Raw genomic sequence first — 15,259 nt, forward strand, 5'->3', positions numbered from 1 at the left:
GCGCTCCGGGCACCCCATCGACGACGGTCGAAGTCCGGCGCCCTGATCCCCGCGCCGCTGCGACCGAACCGCTTGCGGGCGAGACGCTCCCTTCCGGCCACGGCAGGGCGCGCCCGCGCCCGAACGGGGTACTCCCGCTCCGGGTCCGTCTCGAATGCACGGCGACCCGGCCGCGATCCGGTAGGAAGGAGGCATTCGCCCACATGCGCACGACGATGCGTCGCAGGCCCGCCATGGCCCGCGCTGACCGGTTGAACGGCTGGTCGGCACCTTCGGTGCGGTCGGCGTTCACCGCCGCCTTCGCCGTCGTGGTCGTCCTGGTCGGCCTGCGCCTGACCGTGCGCGACGACTCGCACGCCGTCTCGTGGCTGGCCCTGCCTCCGCTGGTGGCCTCGGCGTTCCTGCCGTGGCGCTGGGTGGCCGGGGTCGGGCTGGCGAGCATGGCGGCCGCCTTCGGGTACCTGTGGATCCTGCACGACTTCGCCGTCTCCAGCGTGGCCGCCTACGGGGTGGACTTCCTGGTCGTGGCCGTGGCGGTGGTGATCTCGGCGGCGGTGGCGATCGTGCGCGAGCGCGACGACGAGCGGCTCAAGCGGCTGACGCAGCTGGCCTCGGTGGTGCAGCAGGCCATCCTGCGGCCGATCGGGGAGCGGCTGGGACCCTTCGACATCGCGGCCCGGTACGTCTCGGCGCGCTCGGGCGCGGAGATCGGCGGGGACCTGTACGAGGCCCTGGACACCGACTTCGGGGTGCGGATCATCATCGGCGACGTGCGGGGCAAGGGCCTGGACGCGGTGCGGCTCTCCTCGACGGTGCTCGGCTCGTACCGGCACGTGGCGTTCGAGCGGGCCGACCAGCGGTGCATGATCACCGACCTCGACCACGCGGTGGCCCGCAACGCGGGCGACGAGGACTTCGTGACCGCGATCCTGCTCCAGGAGCGGGGCGGGACGCTCGAGATCGTCAACTGCGGGCATCCGCCGCCGATGCTGGTGCGCGACGGGGTGGCGACGTATCTGGAGCCCGAGTCGATGGCGCCGCCGCTGGGGCTCAACCCCACGCCGAGCGAGCTGACGCTGCGGCTCCAGCCGGGGGACCGGATCTTCCTGTACACGGACGGCCTGGCCGAGGCGCGCAAGGACGGGGAGTTCTTCCCGATCCGCGAGCGGGCCTGGAGCCTCATCGGGCACGGGAACGTGGGCGACGGCCTGGCCTCGCTTGAGTCGGCGCTGCGGCGCTGGGTCGGCGGCCCGCTGACCGACGACATCGCCCTGCTGCTCCTGGACTACCGGCCCGATTCAGACTGAGGCCCGGACGCCGTCCGGTTCGTGCTAGTTCGTCATGCCGTCTGGGCCCGGTCGGGCCCGAAACCGCTGCGCCCGTGCTCATCCGTCATGCCGTGCGCCCGACGCGGCAGCGCCTGAGGGCGCGCAGCCGGGGAGCGGCGCGGCGGCGCTTGGTCAGGCGCACCGGCGGGAACCTGGGAACGCTCACGAGACGGCCCCCTCTGCGGGGGCGGCGGGCCCGGGCGCGCCGAAGACGCGCTGGAGCACGGGTCTGGCGCGGCGGTGGCGGCCGACGTAGGCGGGTCGGGCGCGGGCGGCGATGCGGTCGGCGACGGCTCGGATCATGGGGGCGACTCCTGGTGTGATCGCACAGGCGGTCTGTTTCCCGGTTCAACGAGGCACGGGTGCGCCGGTTACGGCGGTGCGGAGAAACCCCGGCCCGCTCACCCGATCGATGGACGCGTCGCACGCGGGCGGACGTCGGAGGCGGCGATCGGACGCCGATGCCGGACCCCGGGCCCCGATGCCGGAGGCGGGTGCCGGACCCCCGGCGCACTTCGGCGAACGGGGTCCGCGCGCTGCCCGTTTTGCAGGCTAGAGTCGGTTACGGGCCTTTTCGCGGCTCGGCGGCGTGGCGGAAATCCGACACGCGCCCCGGCTCCTTGCGCGGGACGCTTGAGCTACCTACTGGCGGGTAATATGATGGTGGTTACCACCGAGTAATGGAGGACCCGCAATGACGCACTTCCGCCACAACCTTCGAGACCTCGAGTTCAATCTCTTCGAGGTCTTCGGAGCGGACAAGATCCTCGAACACGAGGCTTTCGCGGACCTGGACGAGGCCACGGCCCGCGAGGTCCTGCGCGAGCTCGCGCGCCTGTCCGAGGAGGAGCTCGCCGCCAGCTTCGTCGAAGGCGACCGCAACCCGCCCGTGTTCGACGCCGCCACCAACTCGGTGACGCTCCCCGAAGCCTTCAAGAAGTCCTACAAGGCGTTCATCGACGCCGAGTACTGGCGCCTCGACCTCCCCGAGGTCCTCGGCGGCACCTCCGCGCCCCGCATGCTCTGGTGGTCGCTGGCCGAGCTCGTGCTCGGGGCCAACCCCGCCCTTTGGATGTACGCCGCCGGCTCCTCGTTCGCGCACAGCGCCTACCGCGAGGGCACCCCGGAGCAGCAGGAGTGGGCGAAGCTCTTCATCGAGAAGGGCTGGGGCGCCACGATGGTCCTCACCGAGCCCGACGCGGGCTCCGACGTCGGCGCGGGCACCACCAAGGCCCACCTCCAGCCCGACGGCTCCTGGCACATCGAGGGCGTCAAGCGGTTCATCACCTCGGGCGACCAGGACATGACCGACAACATCATCCACTACGTCCTGGCCCGGCCCGTGGGCGTCGAGGGCGTCGGCGGGCCCGGCACCAAGGGCCTGAGCCTGTTCATCGTCCCCAAGTACGAGTTCGACCCCGAGACCGGCGAGCTCGGCGCGCGCAACGGCGTCAAGGTCACCAACATCGAGCACAAGATGGGCCTGAAGGTCTCCGCGACAGCCGAGCTGACCTTCGGCGAGAAGACCCCTGCGAAGGGCTGGCTCCTCGGCGACAAGCACGAGGGCATCCGCCAGATGTTCCTCATCATCGAGTACGCGCGGATGATGGTGGGCACCAAGGCGATCGCCACGCTCTCCAGCGGCTACCTGAACGCGCTCGACTACGCCAAGAGCCGCATCCAGGGCGCCGACCTGCTCCAGTCGACCGACAAGACCGCCCCGCGCGTGCCGATCATCAAGCACCCGGACGTGCGCCGCTCGCTGCTGCTCCAGAAGTCCTACGCCGAGGGTCTGCGCGCGCTCGTGGCGTACACCGCGTCGTGGCAGGACAAGGCCCTGCTGGCAGAGGCCGACGGCGACGAGGAGGCGGCCGAGACCGCCAAGAAGATCAACGACCTGCTGCTGCCGCTGGTCAAGGGCTGCGGTTCGGAGCGGGCGTACGAGCTGCTGAGCTCGGAGTCGCTCCAGACCTTCGGCGGCTCCGGCTACCTCCAGGACTACCCGCTGGAGCAGTACGTGCGGGACGCGAAGATCGACACCCTCTACGAGGGCACGACCGCGATCCAGAGCCTCGACTTCCTGTTCCGCAAGATCATCAGGGACAACGGCGAGTCGCTCATGGCCCTGGCCGCCGAGATCATGGCGACCGCGCAGGACGGGCACGCGGACCTGGAGGAGACGCGCGGGAAGGTGCTGCGCGCGCTCGGCGACGTGCAGGGCATCCTCGAGGCGCTCCAGCCCGCGCTGATGGGCCCGATGTCGGGCGAGCCGCGCGAGCTGTACAAGGCCGGGCTGCACTCGCGGCGCCTGCTGCTGGCCGTCGGCGACCTGATGGTCGGCTGGCTGCTGCTGCGCCAGGGCGAGGTCGCGCAGAACAAGCTCGACGCGGGCGCGGACGACGACTTCTACCGCGGGAAGGTCGCCTCGGCGAAGTTCTTCGCCAAGGAGGTGCTGCCGCGCATCACCGCCGACCGCAAGGTCGTCGAGGCCGCCGACCTGGTGCCGATGGACCTCCCGGACGGGGCGTTCTAAAGGCGACACGATCGGGTGAGAACGAGCGACCCGGGCCCGGAAGGGCCCGGGTCTTGTCATACCCCCGCGGGAGGATCGAGCGGCGCGACAGTCTTTTCCCCTCCAGTGGTGGGTGGGGGTTTGTGGACGGCCGTTGCGATGCGGAACTCAAATCTCCGGATCGGTCGGGATCGAGGCCGTTGTGCCGAACTCCAGGAAGGCCGCGTTGGCCTCCTCCTCGCCGCTCGAGGCCGCGGCCAGCGCCGCCTCCATGCCGTGCAGCGTCCCCCGCAGGTACTGCAGGTTCCGCCAGGTCGCGGCGTGGAACTCCAGGTACCGCCCGGCCGCTTCGGGCGCGCCCGGCGCGGTCCCCAGCGCCGGCGCCCGGCTCAGCGTCCCGGTGCCCAGCACCGGGATCACGTCGTTCTCCAACTCGTCCAGCAGCTCCAGCAGGAGCTGGCGGTACTCCCCGATCGCCGCGGGGTCGAACACTCGCTCGCCCATGGGTCCTCCTTCGCTCGTGGACCGGCCCGCGCCGGTCAGTTGTACGGGTCCTCGTTCGGTTTGACGTAGCCCCAGAGGTTTCCGGTCTCGCGCCTGGTGAGGTCCTGCGGCCGCTCGTCCTCCTCCGCCTCGTCCTCGTCGTACCGCTTGGCGTCCCTGCCCGCGGCGCCGCCCTGCTGGTGCGCCGGGGCCATGCCCGGGCGGACGCCGCCGCCCGCGCCGCCTCCCGCTCCTGCGGGCCCCGCGGTCGGCACCGGTGCGGTGACCGCGGGTCCGAACAGCCCCTGCGGCACGCCGCCGGCCCCGCCCGGGCCCATCGCGCCTCCCGCGCGCATCGCGCTGCCGCCGCTGGAGCCGAACGCGCCGCCCGGGCCCGAGCCGAAACCGCCGCCGGAGGCGAGGCCGCCCGCGACGTCGTCGTCCGCCTCGTCCTCGTCCTGTGGGGCCTGGTCCTCGCGCACCGTCCCGTCGCCGCCGGGCGGGACCGGGCTCGGGTCCTGCGTCGCCCGCGGGGCGGCCGGCGGCGACGGCCGCTCCGCCTCCGGCGCCGCCAGATCCATATAGGACGTGTCGGCGCCGCCGGGGAGCGGACGGTCCTCTCCCGTGGGGCCCAAGGCCGTCAGCTCCTCGCTCTGCCCGTCGCGCTTGGCCGCGATGGCCTCGTCGATCGCCGCCTGCCGTTCGAAGTACCCCGCCAGCTCGGCGGCGACCCGGTCGGTGAAGAGCTCCTTCGCCTCCTCGCCCGCGAGCGCCCGCACGTCCGCCACGAGCGCCCCGAGTCCCGACAGGGCCGAGCCGACGCGCTCCTCGATGAACTCCCGCACGTCGGTCGCCAGCCGCGGGTCCGCCCCGGCCAGTTCCATGGCCTTCTCGGCCTCCTCGCAGGTCATCCGGATGCAGTCGCCGTGCCACCACGCGGGCCGCAGGTGCAGCGAGACGAGGTTCGACCACTCGCCCTCCACGCCGACCATCGGTGCGGGGTAGGGGATCTCGCCCGAGTCCCCGCCCTGGAGCGTGTAGATCGCCGTCTCGCAGGTCGCCAGTTCGGCGGTGGTCGCGTCGATGTCGTCGATCACGCCCTCCAGGAGCGCCCGCGCCTCGTCGGCCTGCGCGGCGAACGCCTCGAAGTCCTCTCCGGCCCATCCCTCCGCGAGCGCCGACAGCCGCGACTTCAACCGGTCGGGCCAGGACCCGATCCGCGCGCCCACCTCGTCGGTCCAGCCGGTGCGCAAGCGCTGCAGGGAGAACGCGTCGGGGTCCTGGGGCCGGACCGCGGTCACCGCGGCCCTGAAGTCGTCTTCGGTCGGGTAGGCCATGCCCTCGCACCGGGGCTTGAAGCGGTGCAGCTGCCCCTCCGCCGGCACCGCCGACGCCAGCTGCACCCAGTCCTCCTCGGCGGGGTGCGCGACGGGGTGCGGGCAGGCCGCCGAGGAGCATCCGGCGCGTTCGGCGCCCGAGCCCGCGGTGTCGCCGAAGGCGATCGTGAACTCGAACGAGGGCGCCTCCAGCGACGCCTCGAAGTACAGGCCGGCGCCGTCGCCGGCGCCCTCCTCGGCCGCGTCGCCGCTCGCGAACAGGCTGTCGGTCATCGCCAGCGCCCTTCCTCCGGCCCGGGCGCTCGGCCCGCGCTCCATCGATGCGTGTGCCGCCCATGGAAGACCGCCGTGTCACGAATCCGTCATGCCCCGCGTTCCACAGAGGCGGGACCGTCCCGTGACGGCGGGCGCGAGAGTATGCGGGACGCCGCCGGGCGTCCGCCCCGACGGGCGTCGACACCTCGAAGACCTCGAAGGAGGTACCCCATGACCGTGCACATGGACGTTGACGATGTGCGATCGGGCGGCTCCGGGCTCCGCGGCCTCGCCCCCGGCGCGCAGAACGCGTCGCGGAGGGTGGAGCGCCCGGCGCAGGCCGCGGCCGAGCGCAACCCCGGTTTCGCCACCGGCGACGCGGGCCGCCGGTGGCAGACCGCGCTCGCGGCCTGCACCGCGGGCATCGAGCGCCGCCTGGACTGGCAGGGCGAGCAGGTGGTCGGCAGCGCCGACGACTTCGACGCCGCCGACCATGCGGCGGGCGACCGCTTCGGCGGCATCCACAACGACATTCCCACCGCCGGTTAGGAGACCACCCATGCCCAGCTACCAGGAAGCGATGACGGCGGCGCCGTCGGAGTTCCTCGCCTTCGCCGCGGAGACCACGGCCGCGGCGGGCGACCTCGTCTCCCACCTGGCCGACTACGGCACGAAGGTCGGCGAGATCAACAGCCACTGGAAGGACACCGCGAACGAGGCGTTCAACGCCGAGGTCACGGCGGTCGTGACCCACATCGGCGATGTCGGGAGCGAGATCGCGGCCGCCTCGACGGTGCTGGACGCGACCGGCGTCCAGCTGTCCGCCGACTGCACGGCGCTGCAGACCGCCGACGGCGTGCTCAAGGGGCTCGGGTTCGACATCCTGCCCTCGCCGCTGGTGATGCTGAGCGCGGCGCAGCGCTCGCTCATCGCTTCGGCGGGGCCGCTCGCGGGGCTCCTCGAGGCCTCGCTCCAGGCACAGGCGGCGGCCGGAACGCTGCAGCTGCAGGGGATCCTGGGGCTGATCAACGCGGCGGACGCGACGTCGGGGGCCGTGCTCGAGTCGATCGCGTCGGTCCTGCAGCCCTTGGAGGACAAGGCGGGCACGGCCCAGGACGATTCGGCGGGCGCCGGGGACGAGTCGGGCGCCGCGGGTGAGGAGTCCGGCGGCGAAGAGGAAGAAGAAGAGGAGTCCACTGAGGAGGAATCGGAGGAGCCCCAGGAGGAGGAGCCGGCCGCCTCCGACACGCAGCAGCCGGAGACCCCGCAGGATCCCTCGGCCATGGACGATCTCGCGCAGCCGGAGACGCCGGAGCTGGACAATCCTTGGGACGCTTCGGAACTGCCCGACCCCGACGACCTCTCCGGCGGCCTCGCCTCCGGCGGCGGCCTCGGCTCGGGCGGGCTGGGCGGCGGCGGTCTCGGCGCCGGCGGCCTGGGTTCCGGTGCGGGCGCGGCGACCGCGGGCGGCATGGGAGGCGTGGGCGGTGCGATGAGCGCGCCGGTCGGCGCGGGGGCGACCGCCGCGGGCGCCAGGCCGGGCGCGGGCGCCATGACGGGCGCCGGTGCGGGCGGGGCCCGCGGCGGACCCGGCGGCGACGAGGAGACCGGCCGCGAGACGCACCTGATCGAGGACCCCGAAGAGGACGTGTGGGGCATCGGCAAGGCGGACGACGACCCCTACGCCTGAGGCAGGCGGGCGCAGGGGGAGAGGAAGGGAGTCCGAGCCGGGCGGGCTCGGACTCCCTGTCGCTTCGGCCGCTTCCGGAACCGGCCCGTCCCCGGTCCGAGTCGCAGGCGTGGTCGGGATCGGCGGTGCCCCGCTTCGGCCCGCCCGGTCGCGGTCCGCCGCCGCCTCCTCCGGCGCGTCCCGCGATCTGAGGCCCGCGCCGTTCCTCGCCCGGCGTCCCGTGCGGCTCTGCGATCATGGGAGCCATGGAAGCAGCGAACCCCCCGATCGAACTGTGCTGCCTGCTCCGGGCCAGGCCCGGAGCGGAGCAGGAGATGACCGCCTACGAGGACAAGGTGCTCGCCCTGGTCCCCGAACACGGAGGCGAGGTCGTCTCGCGCGTGATCGGCGACGGCGCCGACGGGCACCCCCACGAGGTCCAGGTCCACCGCTTCCCCGACCAGGCCGCGATCGACGCCTACATGGCCGACCCGCGGCGCCTCGCGCTCGCGGGCGAACGGGACCGCACCGTCGCCGAGACGATCCTCTTCCCGGTGTCCATCGCGAAATAATCCCCCGGAATCTATTGACTTTCGATAGATATCTATCGAGAATCGATCCATGAGTAGTTTCTTCATCGCCGTGCTGCGCCTCGGCGTCCTCGCGACCCTCCTCGGCGGCCTCTTCGGCCAGATCGTCGTCATCCCGACCACGGCGGCCGACGAGGTCGAGCGGTTCCCGCCCTACGAGCCCTTCGCCGCCTTCTACGTCACCACGGCGATCCTCGGCATCGTCTGCATCCAGGTCGCGCTCGTCGCGATGTGGATGCTGCTCAACATGATCGACCGCGAGGCGCTGTTCACGCAGCGGGCGTTCCTGTGGGTCGACACCATCATCGGCGCGTCGGTCGCGGCGACCCTGCTCGCGCTCGGCATCGTCGGGCACCTCCTGTTCGCGGGCGTTCCCGAGCCCCCCGGCCAGGACATGGCCGCGCTCGGCGCCCTCGGCGGGGCCGTGCTGTGCACCGGGGCCGGCGCCGCGTTCGCGATGCTCGTGACCATCCTGCGCGGCCTGCTGCGCAAGGCCGCCGACCTCCAGGCCGAGATGTCCGAGGTGGTCTGATGGCGATCATCGTCGACCTCGACCTCCAACTGGCCCGCAGCGGCCTGTCGGTGGGCGAGTTCGCCGCCGCCGTGGGCATCACCCCCGCCAACATCGCCGTCCTCAAGAACGGCCGCGCGAAGGCCGTCCGGTTCACCACCCTCGACGCGATCTGCCGCATCCTCGACTGCCAGCCCGGCGACGTCCTGCGCTGGGTGCCCGACGAATAACGGCGTCCACCGGCACCGAGCGGCCCGGCCGCCCCCCGTGGGCCGCCGGGCCGACCGCGCGCCGCTACTCGAACGCGTGCGCCAGCAGGGCGCTCAACCGCTCCGCCGCCCGCTCCTGGACGATCCGCACCGTCGCCGCCGCCCGCGCCGACAATTCCTCGCACTCGGTGTCGAGCGTCGCGTTCGGCACCAGGAACCTGAACCCGGTCAACCGCCCCTCCAGGTTCACCTCCGCCGAGCACAGGTCGTCGTCGGTGGTGTGCGCGAACCGCTCGGTGCTCGCGGCGACGAGCTCGCGGATCTCGTCGCCCCGCCGGTCGGGCACCCGCGCGGCCACGAGGTCGGCGTGCGTCCGCTCCAGGCGCAGCACGTGCTCGGAGCGGGCCGCCTCGGCCGCCGTCCACGCCGCCTCGATCGCGTCCGCCACCGCCCGGTTGCTCAACCGGTCGATCGTGGGGCTCAACGCGAGCGACCGCAGCCGGCCGGTGTAGTCCAGGCGCAGCCACGCGACCCGGTCGGCGTCCGAGCCGTCGAAGCCGCGGCCGGTCAAGTCCTCGACCAGCGCCGACGCCCGCTCGGCGAGGTCCGCCGCCCGCCCGTACCGCTCCCGGGACGGGGCCGCCCCCAGCGCCCGGTCCACCGCGTCCCGCACCGGCCCCGCCGGAAGCCGGGACGCGGCCCGACGCCCCCGGGACACGCGGTCCTCGTAGTCCTCGGGGAACTCCATCCGCTCCATCGGTCTGCCTTCCACTCCAAGGGGCGCTGACCGAACGATCCTTCGCAACCCGCTCACGGATCGGTCACCGATCGGTCATGCTTCGCGTCGAGCGGACCCGCGCGCCCTTGTGGGACACTGGAATCCCCATTCATCGAAGGCGGAGGACATGGCGACCCTCGACGTGCGGCTGCTCGGGCCCCTTGAGGTCCGGATCGACGGCGAGAGCGTCGCGGTCCCCCGCGGCAACACCGCCACCGTCCTGGCGATCCTTCTCGACGAGGCCGGCAGCGTCGTCCCGCTGGGCGACCTCGTCCGCGCCGTCTACGGCCCCGACATCCCCCTGGACCCCGACACGCAGGTCCAGAACACCATCGGGATCCTGCGGCGCAAGCTCGGCGCCGCCCGCGAACGCCTCGCCACCGTCGGGCGCGCCTACCGCTTCGACGTCGCGACCGATGAGCTGGACCTCCTGCGCTGCAAGGCCAAAGACGCCGAAGCGCGGCGCCTGCGCACCGAAGGCGACCTCGCCGGGGCCGCCGCCGCCCTGCGCGACGCCCTCGCCGAATGGCGCGGCCCGGCCCTCGCCGACCTGTCCGGCGCCGCCGTCGAGGCCGTGCGCCGCCGCTACGACGAGCACCGCCTCACCCTCCTGGAGCGGCGCATCGACCTCGACCTCGAACTGGGCCGCCACGCCGAGGTCGTCGAGGAGCTGCGCCAGATCGTCGCCGTCCACGACACCCGGCAGCGCTTCACCTCCCTGCTCATGCGCGCCCTCCACGCCTCCGGGCGCGCCGCCGAGGCCCTGGACGCCTATGAGGCCCTTCGGGTCCGCCTCGCCGACGCCCTCGGCGTCGACCCCGACCAGGCCCTGCGCGACCAGCACGTCCGGATCCTGCGCGCCGCCCCCGCGGACCCCGGCGAGGGCGACCGGGCCCCCGCGGCCGAACCGCCCCGCCGCGTCCCCGCCACCCTCCCGCGCGGCAACACCCGCTTCACCGGCCGCGACAACGAGACCCGCCTCCTCGACGGCTACCTCGACGCCGCCGACGGCGAAGCCGGCCTCGCCGTCATCACCGGCATGGGCGGCGTCGGCAAGACCTCCCTCGCCGTGAACTGGGCCCACCGGGTCAAGCACCGCTTCCCCGACGGCCAGCTGTACTTCAACCTGCGCGGCTTCGACCCCGCCGCACCCGGCGTGGAGCCGGGCGCGGTCCTCGCCGAAGCCCTCGTGGCCCTGGGCGTCGAGACGCAGCAGCTCCCGGTCGGACTCGACGAGCGGATCGGCCTGTACCGCACCGTCCTCGCCCAGCGCAAGATCCTCGTGGTGTTCGACAACGCCCGCGACGCCGCGCAGGTCCGCCCGCTCCTGCCCGTCGCCCCCGGCAGCTTCACCCTCGTCACCAGCCGCGACCGCCTCGCCGCCCTCGACGCCACCGAGGGCGCCGACACCGTCCCGCTCGAACTGTTCTCCGAGTCCGAGGCGTGGGCGCTGCTGGTGCGGCGCATCGGCCTCGACCGGGCGCTCGCCGACGAGGCCGCCGTGCAGCGCATCATCGCCGCCTGCGGCCGGCTCCCGCTGGCGCTCACCCTCATCGGCGCGTGGATCGCCGCCAACCGGAGCCTGTCCCTCGCGACCCTCGCCGACCGCCTCGAGCGGGCCACCAGCGTCTTCAAAGTCCTCGCCTCCACCGACCTCGCCTCCGACCCCCGCTCGATCTTCGCCTGCTCCTACCAGGCCCTCGGCACCCTCGCGGCCCAGGCGTTCCGCCTCTTCGGGCTCCACCCCGGGCCCGACCTCACGGTCGCCGCCATGGCGAGCCTCATGGGCGCCGCGCCCGTCGACGCCGAGGCGGCCCTGTCCGAACTCGCCGGCGTCCACCTGATCGACCAGCCCCGCGAAGGCCGCTACACCATGCACGACCTCCTGCGCGCCTACGCGAAAGAGCGCTTCGCCGAGGAGGTCGCCCCCGAACGCCGCCGCGCCGCCGAGGAGCGCATGCTCGACTACCTCCTCCACACCACCCGCGCCGCCGACGAGCTGCTCACCCAGCACGGCGGCGGCCTCGCCTTCGGCGATCCGGCCCCGGGCGTGACCACCGAACCCGTCCCCGACCTGCGCGCGGCCGCGGCCTGGTTCACCACCGAGTACGACGTGCTTCTCGGGCTGCTGCGGGGCGGACGGGGACTCGACGACACCCGCACCTGGCGCCTGGCCTGGTGCCTCGCCGAGTACATGATGATCCGCAGCCTCGGACGCGACCTGCGCGAGGCCCAGACGGCGGCGCTCGCCGCCGCCGAGCGCAGCGGCGACGGATTCGGCCAGGCCGTCGCCCTCGGATACCTCTCGGCGGCGCTGATGCTCGACGGCGACCACGAAGGCGCCGCAGCACTGCTCGAACGGGCGACCGCGCACGCCGAGGCGACCGACCACCCCTGGGCCCTGGGATTCGTCCACTACGGACACAGTGTGCGGGCCGGGCGGGAAGAGCGCCACGAGGACGCCTGCGCCGCCGCCGAGACCGCCAGACTCCTCTTCCTCGAGGCCGGCGACCCGTTCTGGGAGTTCCGGGCCATATGGGTCGTCGGCTGGCATGCCGCCCAGCTCGGCGCGATCGAGGAGGCCTACGCCCGCTTCAACGAGTTCCACGCCGCCGCAAAGGAAGCCGGGTCCCAGCTCGGCATCGCGAACGGCATGCTCGGATTCGGCTTCATCGCCCAGCTCCGGGGCCGCTTCAACGACGCCCTCGAGTGCTACGCCGACGCCGAGCGCGGCTTCACGGCGATCGGCTACCTCCCCAGCGCCGCACTGGCCCGGGAGCGGACCGGCGACGCCCGGGCGGCCCTCGGCGACACGGCGGCGGCGCGGCGCGACTGGCTCGCCGCGGAAGCGGTCTACGCCGAATTCGGATGCGTCCTCGAACTCGCCCGCGTCCGCACCCGCCTCGCCGACCCCGGCACGGCCCTGAGCGGCCCCGAAGAGGGGCTCATCGTCCTGAGCCCCGGCAGCGCGCACGAACGGGTCGAAGCCGCGCTCCACAAGGCGCTCAACGCATTCGGATACGACGTACTGGAACCGGCCTCCGACGAGACCGCACGATGAGCGACGCGAACGGACGCGGCCCCCAGTGGCGGCGCGAGTTCACGATCGGGCACCAGACCGGCGACTGGACCGGCGGCCTCGACGCCTTCGCGGAAGCCGTCGAACGCGGCCTGCGACCGGTCCGCGAGCCGTCCGCCAGGCCCGGACACGGCGGGCCCGGACTCGGTTCGCCCGAGCCCCGCGTTCCCGCCTTCGACAAGGAGCAGGTCGCAGCGGTCGCCTCCCTGATCGCCGCACTGCGGGACTGCCGCGACGCGGTGGTCAGCCTCGGCCCGCTGGTCGTCGTGAAATCCGGGGACTGGCTCCGCGTGCACTCCTTCACCCCCGACGAGGAGCGACACCTGCACCCGGCGGTCCTGACCTCGGCACCGGACCTCATGGCCCTGATCGACCGCCTGACCGCGGCACGCTCGCAGCCGACCGACGCCCGACCCGACGGCAGGCACCGGCGACCCTGATCCGCCCCTCCCCGAAACGCGACGGGGCCCCGCCGCCGGCGGGGCCCCGTTCGACAACGTTGCGGATCAAGCGGTCTCGGCGTCGAAGTCGGTCGCCAGGAGCGCCTCCACCGCCGGAGCGTACGAGGCCGTACCCGACTCCGAGACGCTCGCGACCCCGATGAAGCCGTTCACGCCGTCCACGTCGACCACCAGGATCGCCGTGTCCTCGTACAGGTCGTCGGTGTACTGCCCCGCCGACGTCCACGAGTTGCGCCATTCGGCCAGCACGCCGGGGCGCCCGTCGACCTCGACCGCCGTGTAGGCGATCTCGCCCTGCGCGTAGCCCTCCGTGGTGTCGAACGCGCCCTGGAGCCACACCGACGCCGCGCCCTCGGCGCTGGCGTTCAGGTCGGCCGGGTCGAACGCGGCGGCGGTGCTCGCGTACAGGCCCACGCCCAGGTAGGAGATCCAGTCCGGGGTGTGCTGGATGGTGTAGATCTCGGCGTCGGCCATCAGCTCGTCGCTCGCGCCGGGCCCGGCCGTGTAGATCCACTCCTCGCCGGGGATCGGCGTGAGCGAGCCCAGGGAGGGCACCGACAGGGCCGTCCCCGACGGGGTCGGCGCGGCCTCTTCCTCGGGCGCGGTCTCCTCGCCGTCGGAGCCGCCCTCGGGGTCGGACTCCTCGGCGCTCGCGGAGTCGTCGGAGGCGATCGAGCCCTCGTCGCCGTCGCGGCCGAGCAGGAAGTAGCCGCCGACGCCGCCGGCCGCCATGAGCAGGACCACGACGATGACCAGCAGCACCGTGCCGCCGCTGTTCTTGGTGGTCGCCTGCACCGGCGGCGGGCCGTACTGCCCGTACGGGATCTGACCGGCCTGCGACGGGTCGTAGGCCGGCTGCGTGTAGTAGGCCGCGTTCGGGTCGGCCTGGCCCGGGTAGGCGGCAGGGGCGTATCCGGGCTCGTAGCCGGGTTGGGGGGCCTGGTACGGCGACGCGCCGGCCTGGCCGGGCGCGTAGCCTCCCGCGGGCGGTCCCGCGTTCGGCTGGGACTGCCCGTACGGGTCGCCTGCCGGCGCGCCGGGGTCTTGCGGGGGGTACGTCATGGACCGATCGTAACCGGCGGATACGAGCCGTGTCCTCCTCGCGTTCCATCAGAAAACGCTAAACCGGGACGGGTGCCGCGCCCGCCCCGGCTTCAGGGATCCGATACTGATCCCTAGTATTCCGGGCCTGTCAAGGCTGGATTCGTGAGCGAATCGATACCGTTCGACGCCCGGTTCAGCTCACGAAGACCGCCACCGTCCGGCCCGGCACGGTGAACTCCCGGTCGCGTCGTCGAACGCCGCCCCGGCGGCCGGTGCGGCCGCCCGCGGGCGCTAGTGCCGCTCGTCCTCCAGGATGCGCGTGGCGACGGGCTTCGAGGGCTCGTAGTAGATGTCGCCGACCGGCAGCGGGAAGACCGCGCCGCCGAACGGGGAGGAGGCCCCGATGCGCCCGGAGGTGAACTCGCCGACCTCCAGATGCCCGGGCTTGACCGCGCGAGAGCGGGTCGGTGCGTCGTCGCCGTTCTCGGCGGGCGCGTTGTCGGACTGCCATTCGGCCAGGTTCGCGTCACTCATGCCCCGGATTTTATCCGCCGCCTCAGGGAGCGGGCACCCGATCACGGGTGCCGGGCGTCACCCCCGGGCGGCACCGCAGCACCCGGCCCAATGCCAGGCGCCCGCCGACCCACAGGCCGTACCGGGACACCGCCCGGAAGCCGAACCCCGAGCAGGTCGGCGTGAACCGGCACTGCACCTGCACGCGCGAGGAGAGGTGGCGCCGGTACCAGGCGATGGCCCGCAGCCCGAACCGCCGCGGCCCGGGCCGATGCCGTGCCCGGGCGAGGGCCAGGCGCTCGGGCGTCAGCCGACCGAACCCGAAGGCGGCCAGGGCGATCGAATGAAACGGCCCGGGATCGGTGGTCCCGCCGCAGGCCGCGGCGCAGGTGTTGCAGGGGCCGCCGGGATTGCAGGCGGCGGCGAGGGGCGCGCCGCAGCCGGCCGAACAGCCCGGCTGATAGGCGCCGGCGCAGGCTGAAACCTCCAC

The 15,259-nt window shown here is 73.4% G+C and carries 16 protein-coding genes; 9 read left to right on the top strand and 7 right to left on the bottom strand.

Annotated elements, in window-relative coordinates; all coding sequences use genetic code 11:
• Positions 1-203 precede the first annotated feature (203 nt).
• A complete protein-coding gene (locus tag BLQ63_RS15610) occupies positions 204-1,307 on the top strand; it encodes a PP2C family protein-serine/threonine phosphatase (protein WP_245680980.1) in 1,104 nt (367 codons plus the stop codon).
• A gap of 183 nt (positions 1,308-1,490) precedes the next feature.
• On the opposite strand, the gene BLQ63_RS28490 is transcribed toward BLQ63_RS15610, so the two are convergent.
• Complete coding sequence (locus BLQ63_RS28490) at positions 1,491-1,631, bottom strand: hypothetical protein (protein WP_177154961.1); 141 nt, start codon at positions 1,629-1,631, stop codon at positions 1,491-1,493.
• Positions 1,632-2,022: 391 nt separating this feature from the next.
• On the opposite strand from BLQ63_RS28490, the gene BLQ63_RS15615 reads away from it, so the two are divergent.
• Complete coding sequence (locus tag BLQ63_RS15615; RefSeq protein WP_091036965.1) at positions 2,023-3,861, top strand: acyl-CoA dehydrogenase; 1,839 nt, start codon at positions 2,023-2,025, stop codon at positions 3,859-3,861.
• Positions 3,862-4,008: 147 nt separating this feature from the next.
• Here BLQ63_RS15615 and BLQ63_RS15620 read toward each other — a convergent pair whose 3' ends face one another.
• Positions 4,009-4,344: a hypothetical protein gene (locus BLQ63_RS15620; protein WP_091036973.1), complete on the bottom strand. Its 336-nt coding sequence runs from the start codon at positions 4,342-4,344 to the stop codon at positions 4,009-4,011.
• 35 nt (positions 4,345-4,379) lie between these two features.
• The gene (locus BLQ63_RS15625; RefSeq protein WP_091036976.1) at positions 4,380-5,933 is read right to left on the bottom strand and encodes a hypothetical protein; all 1,554 of its coding nucleotides are present in this window, start codon (positions 5,931-5,933) and stop codon (positions 4,380-4,382) included.
• Between the two features lie 213 nt (positions 5,934-6,146).
• Here BLQ63_RS15625 and BLQ63_RS15630 point away from each other — a divergent pair, with 213 nt between their 5' ends.
• The 5 genes from BLQ63_RS15630 to BLQ63_RS15650 all read left to right on the top strand — a co-directional run bounded on the left by BLQ63_RS15630 (position 6,147) and on the right by BLQ63_RS15650 (position 8,915).
• Positions 6,147-6,464: a hypothetical protein gene (locus BLQ63_RS15630; protein WP_091036979.1), complete on the top strand. Its 318-nt coding sequence runs from the start codon at positions 6,147-6,149 to the stop codon at positions 6,462-6,464.
• A gap of 10 nt (positions 6,465-6,474) precedes the next feature.
• Positions 6,475-7,605 (top strand): hypothetical protein, encoded by a 1,131-nt coding sequence (locus BLQ63_RS15635; RefSeq protein ID WP_091036982.1) that lies wholly within the window; start codon positions 6,475-6,477, stop codon positions 7,603-7,605.
• 245 nt (positions 7,606-7,850) lie between these two features.
• Positions 7,851-8,156 (top strand): DUF1330 domain-containing protein, encoded by a 306-nt coding sequence (locus BLQ63_RS15640; protein ID WP_091036984.1) that lies wholly within the window; start codon positions 7,851-7,853, stop codon positions 8,154-8,156.
• A gap of 49 nt (positions 8,157-8,205) precedes the next feature.
• A complete protein-coding gene (locus BLQ63_RS15645) occupies positions 8,206-8,706 on the top strand; it encodes a DUF2975 domain-containing protein (RefSeq protein WP_091036988.1) in 501 nt (166 codons plus the stop codon).
• A complete protein-coding gene (locus tag BLQ63_RS15650; protein WP_091036991.1) occupies positions 8,706-8,915 on the top strand; it encodes a helix-turn-helix domain-containing protein in 210 nt (69 codons plus the stop codon). The genes BLQ63_RS15645 and BLQ63_RS15650 overlap by 1 nt, the downstream gene beginning before the upstream one ends.
• 64 nt (positions 8,916-8,979) lie before the next feature.
• Here BLQ63_RS15650 and BLQ63_RS15655 read toward each other — a convergent pair whose 3' ends face one another.
• A complete protein-coding gene (locus tag BLQ63_RS15655) occupies positions 8,980-9,651 on the bottom strand; it encodes a hypothetical protein (RefSeq protein ID WP_091036994.1) in 672 nt (223 codons plus the stop codon).
• A gap of 148 nt (positions 9,652-9,799) precedes the next feature.
• On the opposite strand from BLQ63_RS15655, the gene BLQ63_RS15660 reads away from it, so the two are divergent.
• Both BLQ63_RS15660 and BLQ63_RS15665 read left to right on the top strand, forming a co-directional pair.
• Positions 9,800-12,733, top strand: coding sequence for an AfsR/SARP family transcriptional regulator (locus BLQ63_RS15660; RefSeq protein WP_091036997.1), 2,934 nt, complete (start codon positions 9,800-9,802; stop codon positions 12,731-12,733).
• Positions 12,730-13,191 (top strand): hypothetical protein, encoded by a 462-nt coding sequence (locus BLQ63_RS15665; RefSeq protein WP_091037001.1) that lies wholly within the window; start codon positions 12,730-12,732, stop codon positions 13,189-13,191. Before BLQ63_RS15660 ends, BLQ63_RS15665 begins: the two co-directional genes overlap by 4 nt.
• Before the next feature lie 66 nt (positions 13,192-13,257).
• Here BLQ63_RS15665 and BLQ63_RS15670 read toward each other — a convergent pair whose 3' ends face one another.
• From BLQ63_RS15670 to yidD, 3 genes are all read right to left on the bottom strand, one after another.
• Positions 13,258-14,274 carry a hypothetical protein gene (locus BLQ63_RS15670; protein ID WP_091037006.1) on the bottom strand — a complete coding sequence of 339 codons (1,017 nt, stop codon included), beginning with the start codon at positions 14,272-14,274 and terminating at the stop codon, positions 13,258-13,260.
• A gap of 273 nt (positions 14,275-14,547) precedes the next feature.
• The gene (locus BLQ63_RS15675; protein ID WP_091037010.1) at positions 14,548-14,790 is read right to left on the bottom strand and encodes a hypothetical protein; all 243 of its coding nucleotides are present in this window, start codon (positions 14,788-14,790) and stop codon (positions 14,548-14,550) included.
• A gap of 22 nt (positions 14,791-14,812) precedes the next feature.
• On the bottom strand, positions 14,813-15,259 hold the full coding sequence (gene yidD / locus BLQ63_RS15680; protein WP_218125295.1) for a membrane protein insertion efficiency factor YidD: 447 nt from the start codon (positions 15,257-15,259) through the stop codon (positions 14,813-14,815).

Origin of the sequence: Glycomyces harbinensis (assembly GCF_900101745.1) — a bacterium.
Classification (GTDB): domain Bacteria; phylum Actinomycetota; class Actinomycetes; order Mycobacteriales; family Micromonosporaceae; genus Glycomyces; species Glycomyces harbinensis.

Bases quoted from the DNA above. Each gene is read 5' to 3' on its own strand.
- BLQ63_RS15665 (WP_091037001.1), top strand. From the start codon at position 12,730: ATGAGCGACGCGAACGGACGCGGCCCCCAGTGGCGGCGCGAGTTCACG.
- BLQ63_RS15675 (WP_091037010.1), bottom strand. From the start codon at position 14,790: ATGAGTGACGCGAACCTGGCCGAATGGCAGTCCGACAACGCGCCCGCC.
- BLQ63_RS15630 (WP_091036979.1), top strand. From the start codon at position 6,147: ATGACCGTGCACATGGACGTTGACGATGTGCGATCGGGCGGCTCCGGG.
- BLQ63_RS15650 (WP_091036991.1), top strand. From the start codon at position 8,706: ATGGCGATCATCGTCGACCTCGACCTCCAACTGGCCCGCAGCGGCCTG.
- BLQ63_RS28490 (WP_177154961.1), bottom strand. From the start codon at position 1,631: ATGATCCGAGCCGTCGCCGACCGCATCGCCGCCCGCGCCCGACCCGCC.
- BLQ63_RS15660 (WP_091036997.1), top strand. From the start codon at position 9,800: ATGGCGACCCTCGACGTGCGGCTGCTCGGGCCCCTTGAGGTCCGGATC.
- BLQ63_RS15625 (WP_091036976.1), bottom strand. From the start codon at position 5,933: ATGACCGACAGCCTGTTCGCGAGCGGCGACGCGGCCGAGGAGGGCGCC.
- BLQ63_RS15645 (WP_091036988.1), top strand. From the start codon at position 8,206: ATGAGTAGTTTCTTCATCGCCGTGCTGCGCCTCGGCGTCCTCGCGACC.
- BLQ63_RS15635 (WP_091036982.1), top strand. From the start codon at position 6,475: ATGCCCAGCTACCAGGAAGCGATGACGGCGGCGCCGTCGGAGTTCCTC.
- BLQ63_RS15610 (WP_245680980.1), top strand. From the start codon at position 204: ATGCGCACGACGATGCGTCGCAGGCCCGCCATGGCCCGCGCTGACCGG.
- BLQ63_RS15615 (WP_091036965.1), top strand. From the start codon at position 2,023: ATGACGCACTTCCGCCACAACCTTCGAGACCTCGAGTTCAATCTCTTC.
- BLQ63_RS15670 (WP_091037006.1), bottom strand. From the start codon at position 14,274: ATGACGTACCCCCCGCAAGACCCCGGCGCGCCGGCAGGCGACCCGTAC.
- BLQ63_RS15620 (WP_091036973.1), bottom strand. From the start codon at position 4,344: ATGGGCGAGCGAGTGTTCGACCCCGCGGCGATCGGGGAGTACCGCCAG.
- BLQ63_RS15655 (WP_091036994.1), bottom strand. From the start codon at position 9,651: ATGGAGCGGATGGAGTTCCCCGAGGACTACGAGGACCGCGTGTCCCGG.
- BLQ63_RS15640 (WP_091036984.1), top strand. From the start codon at position 7,851: ATGGAAGCAGCGAACCCCCCGATCGAACTGTGCTGCCTGCTCCGGGCC.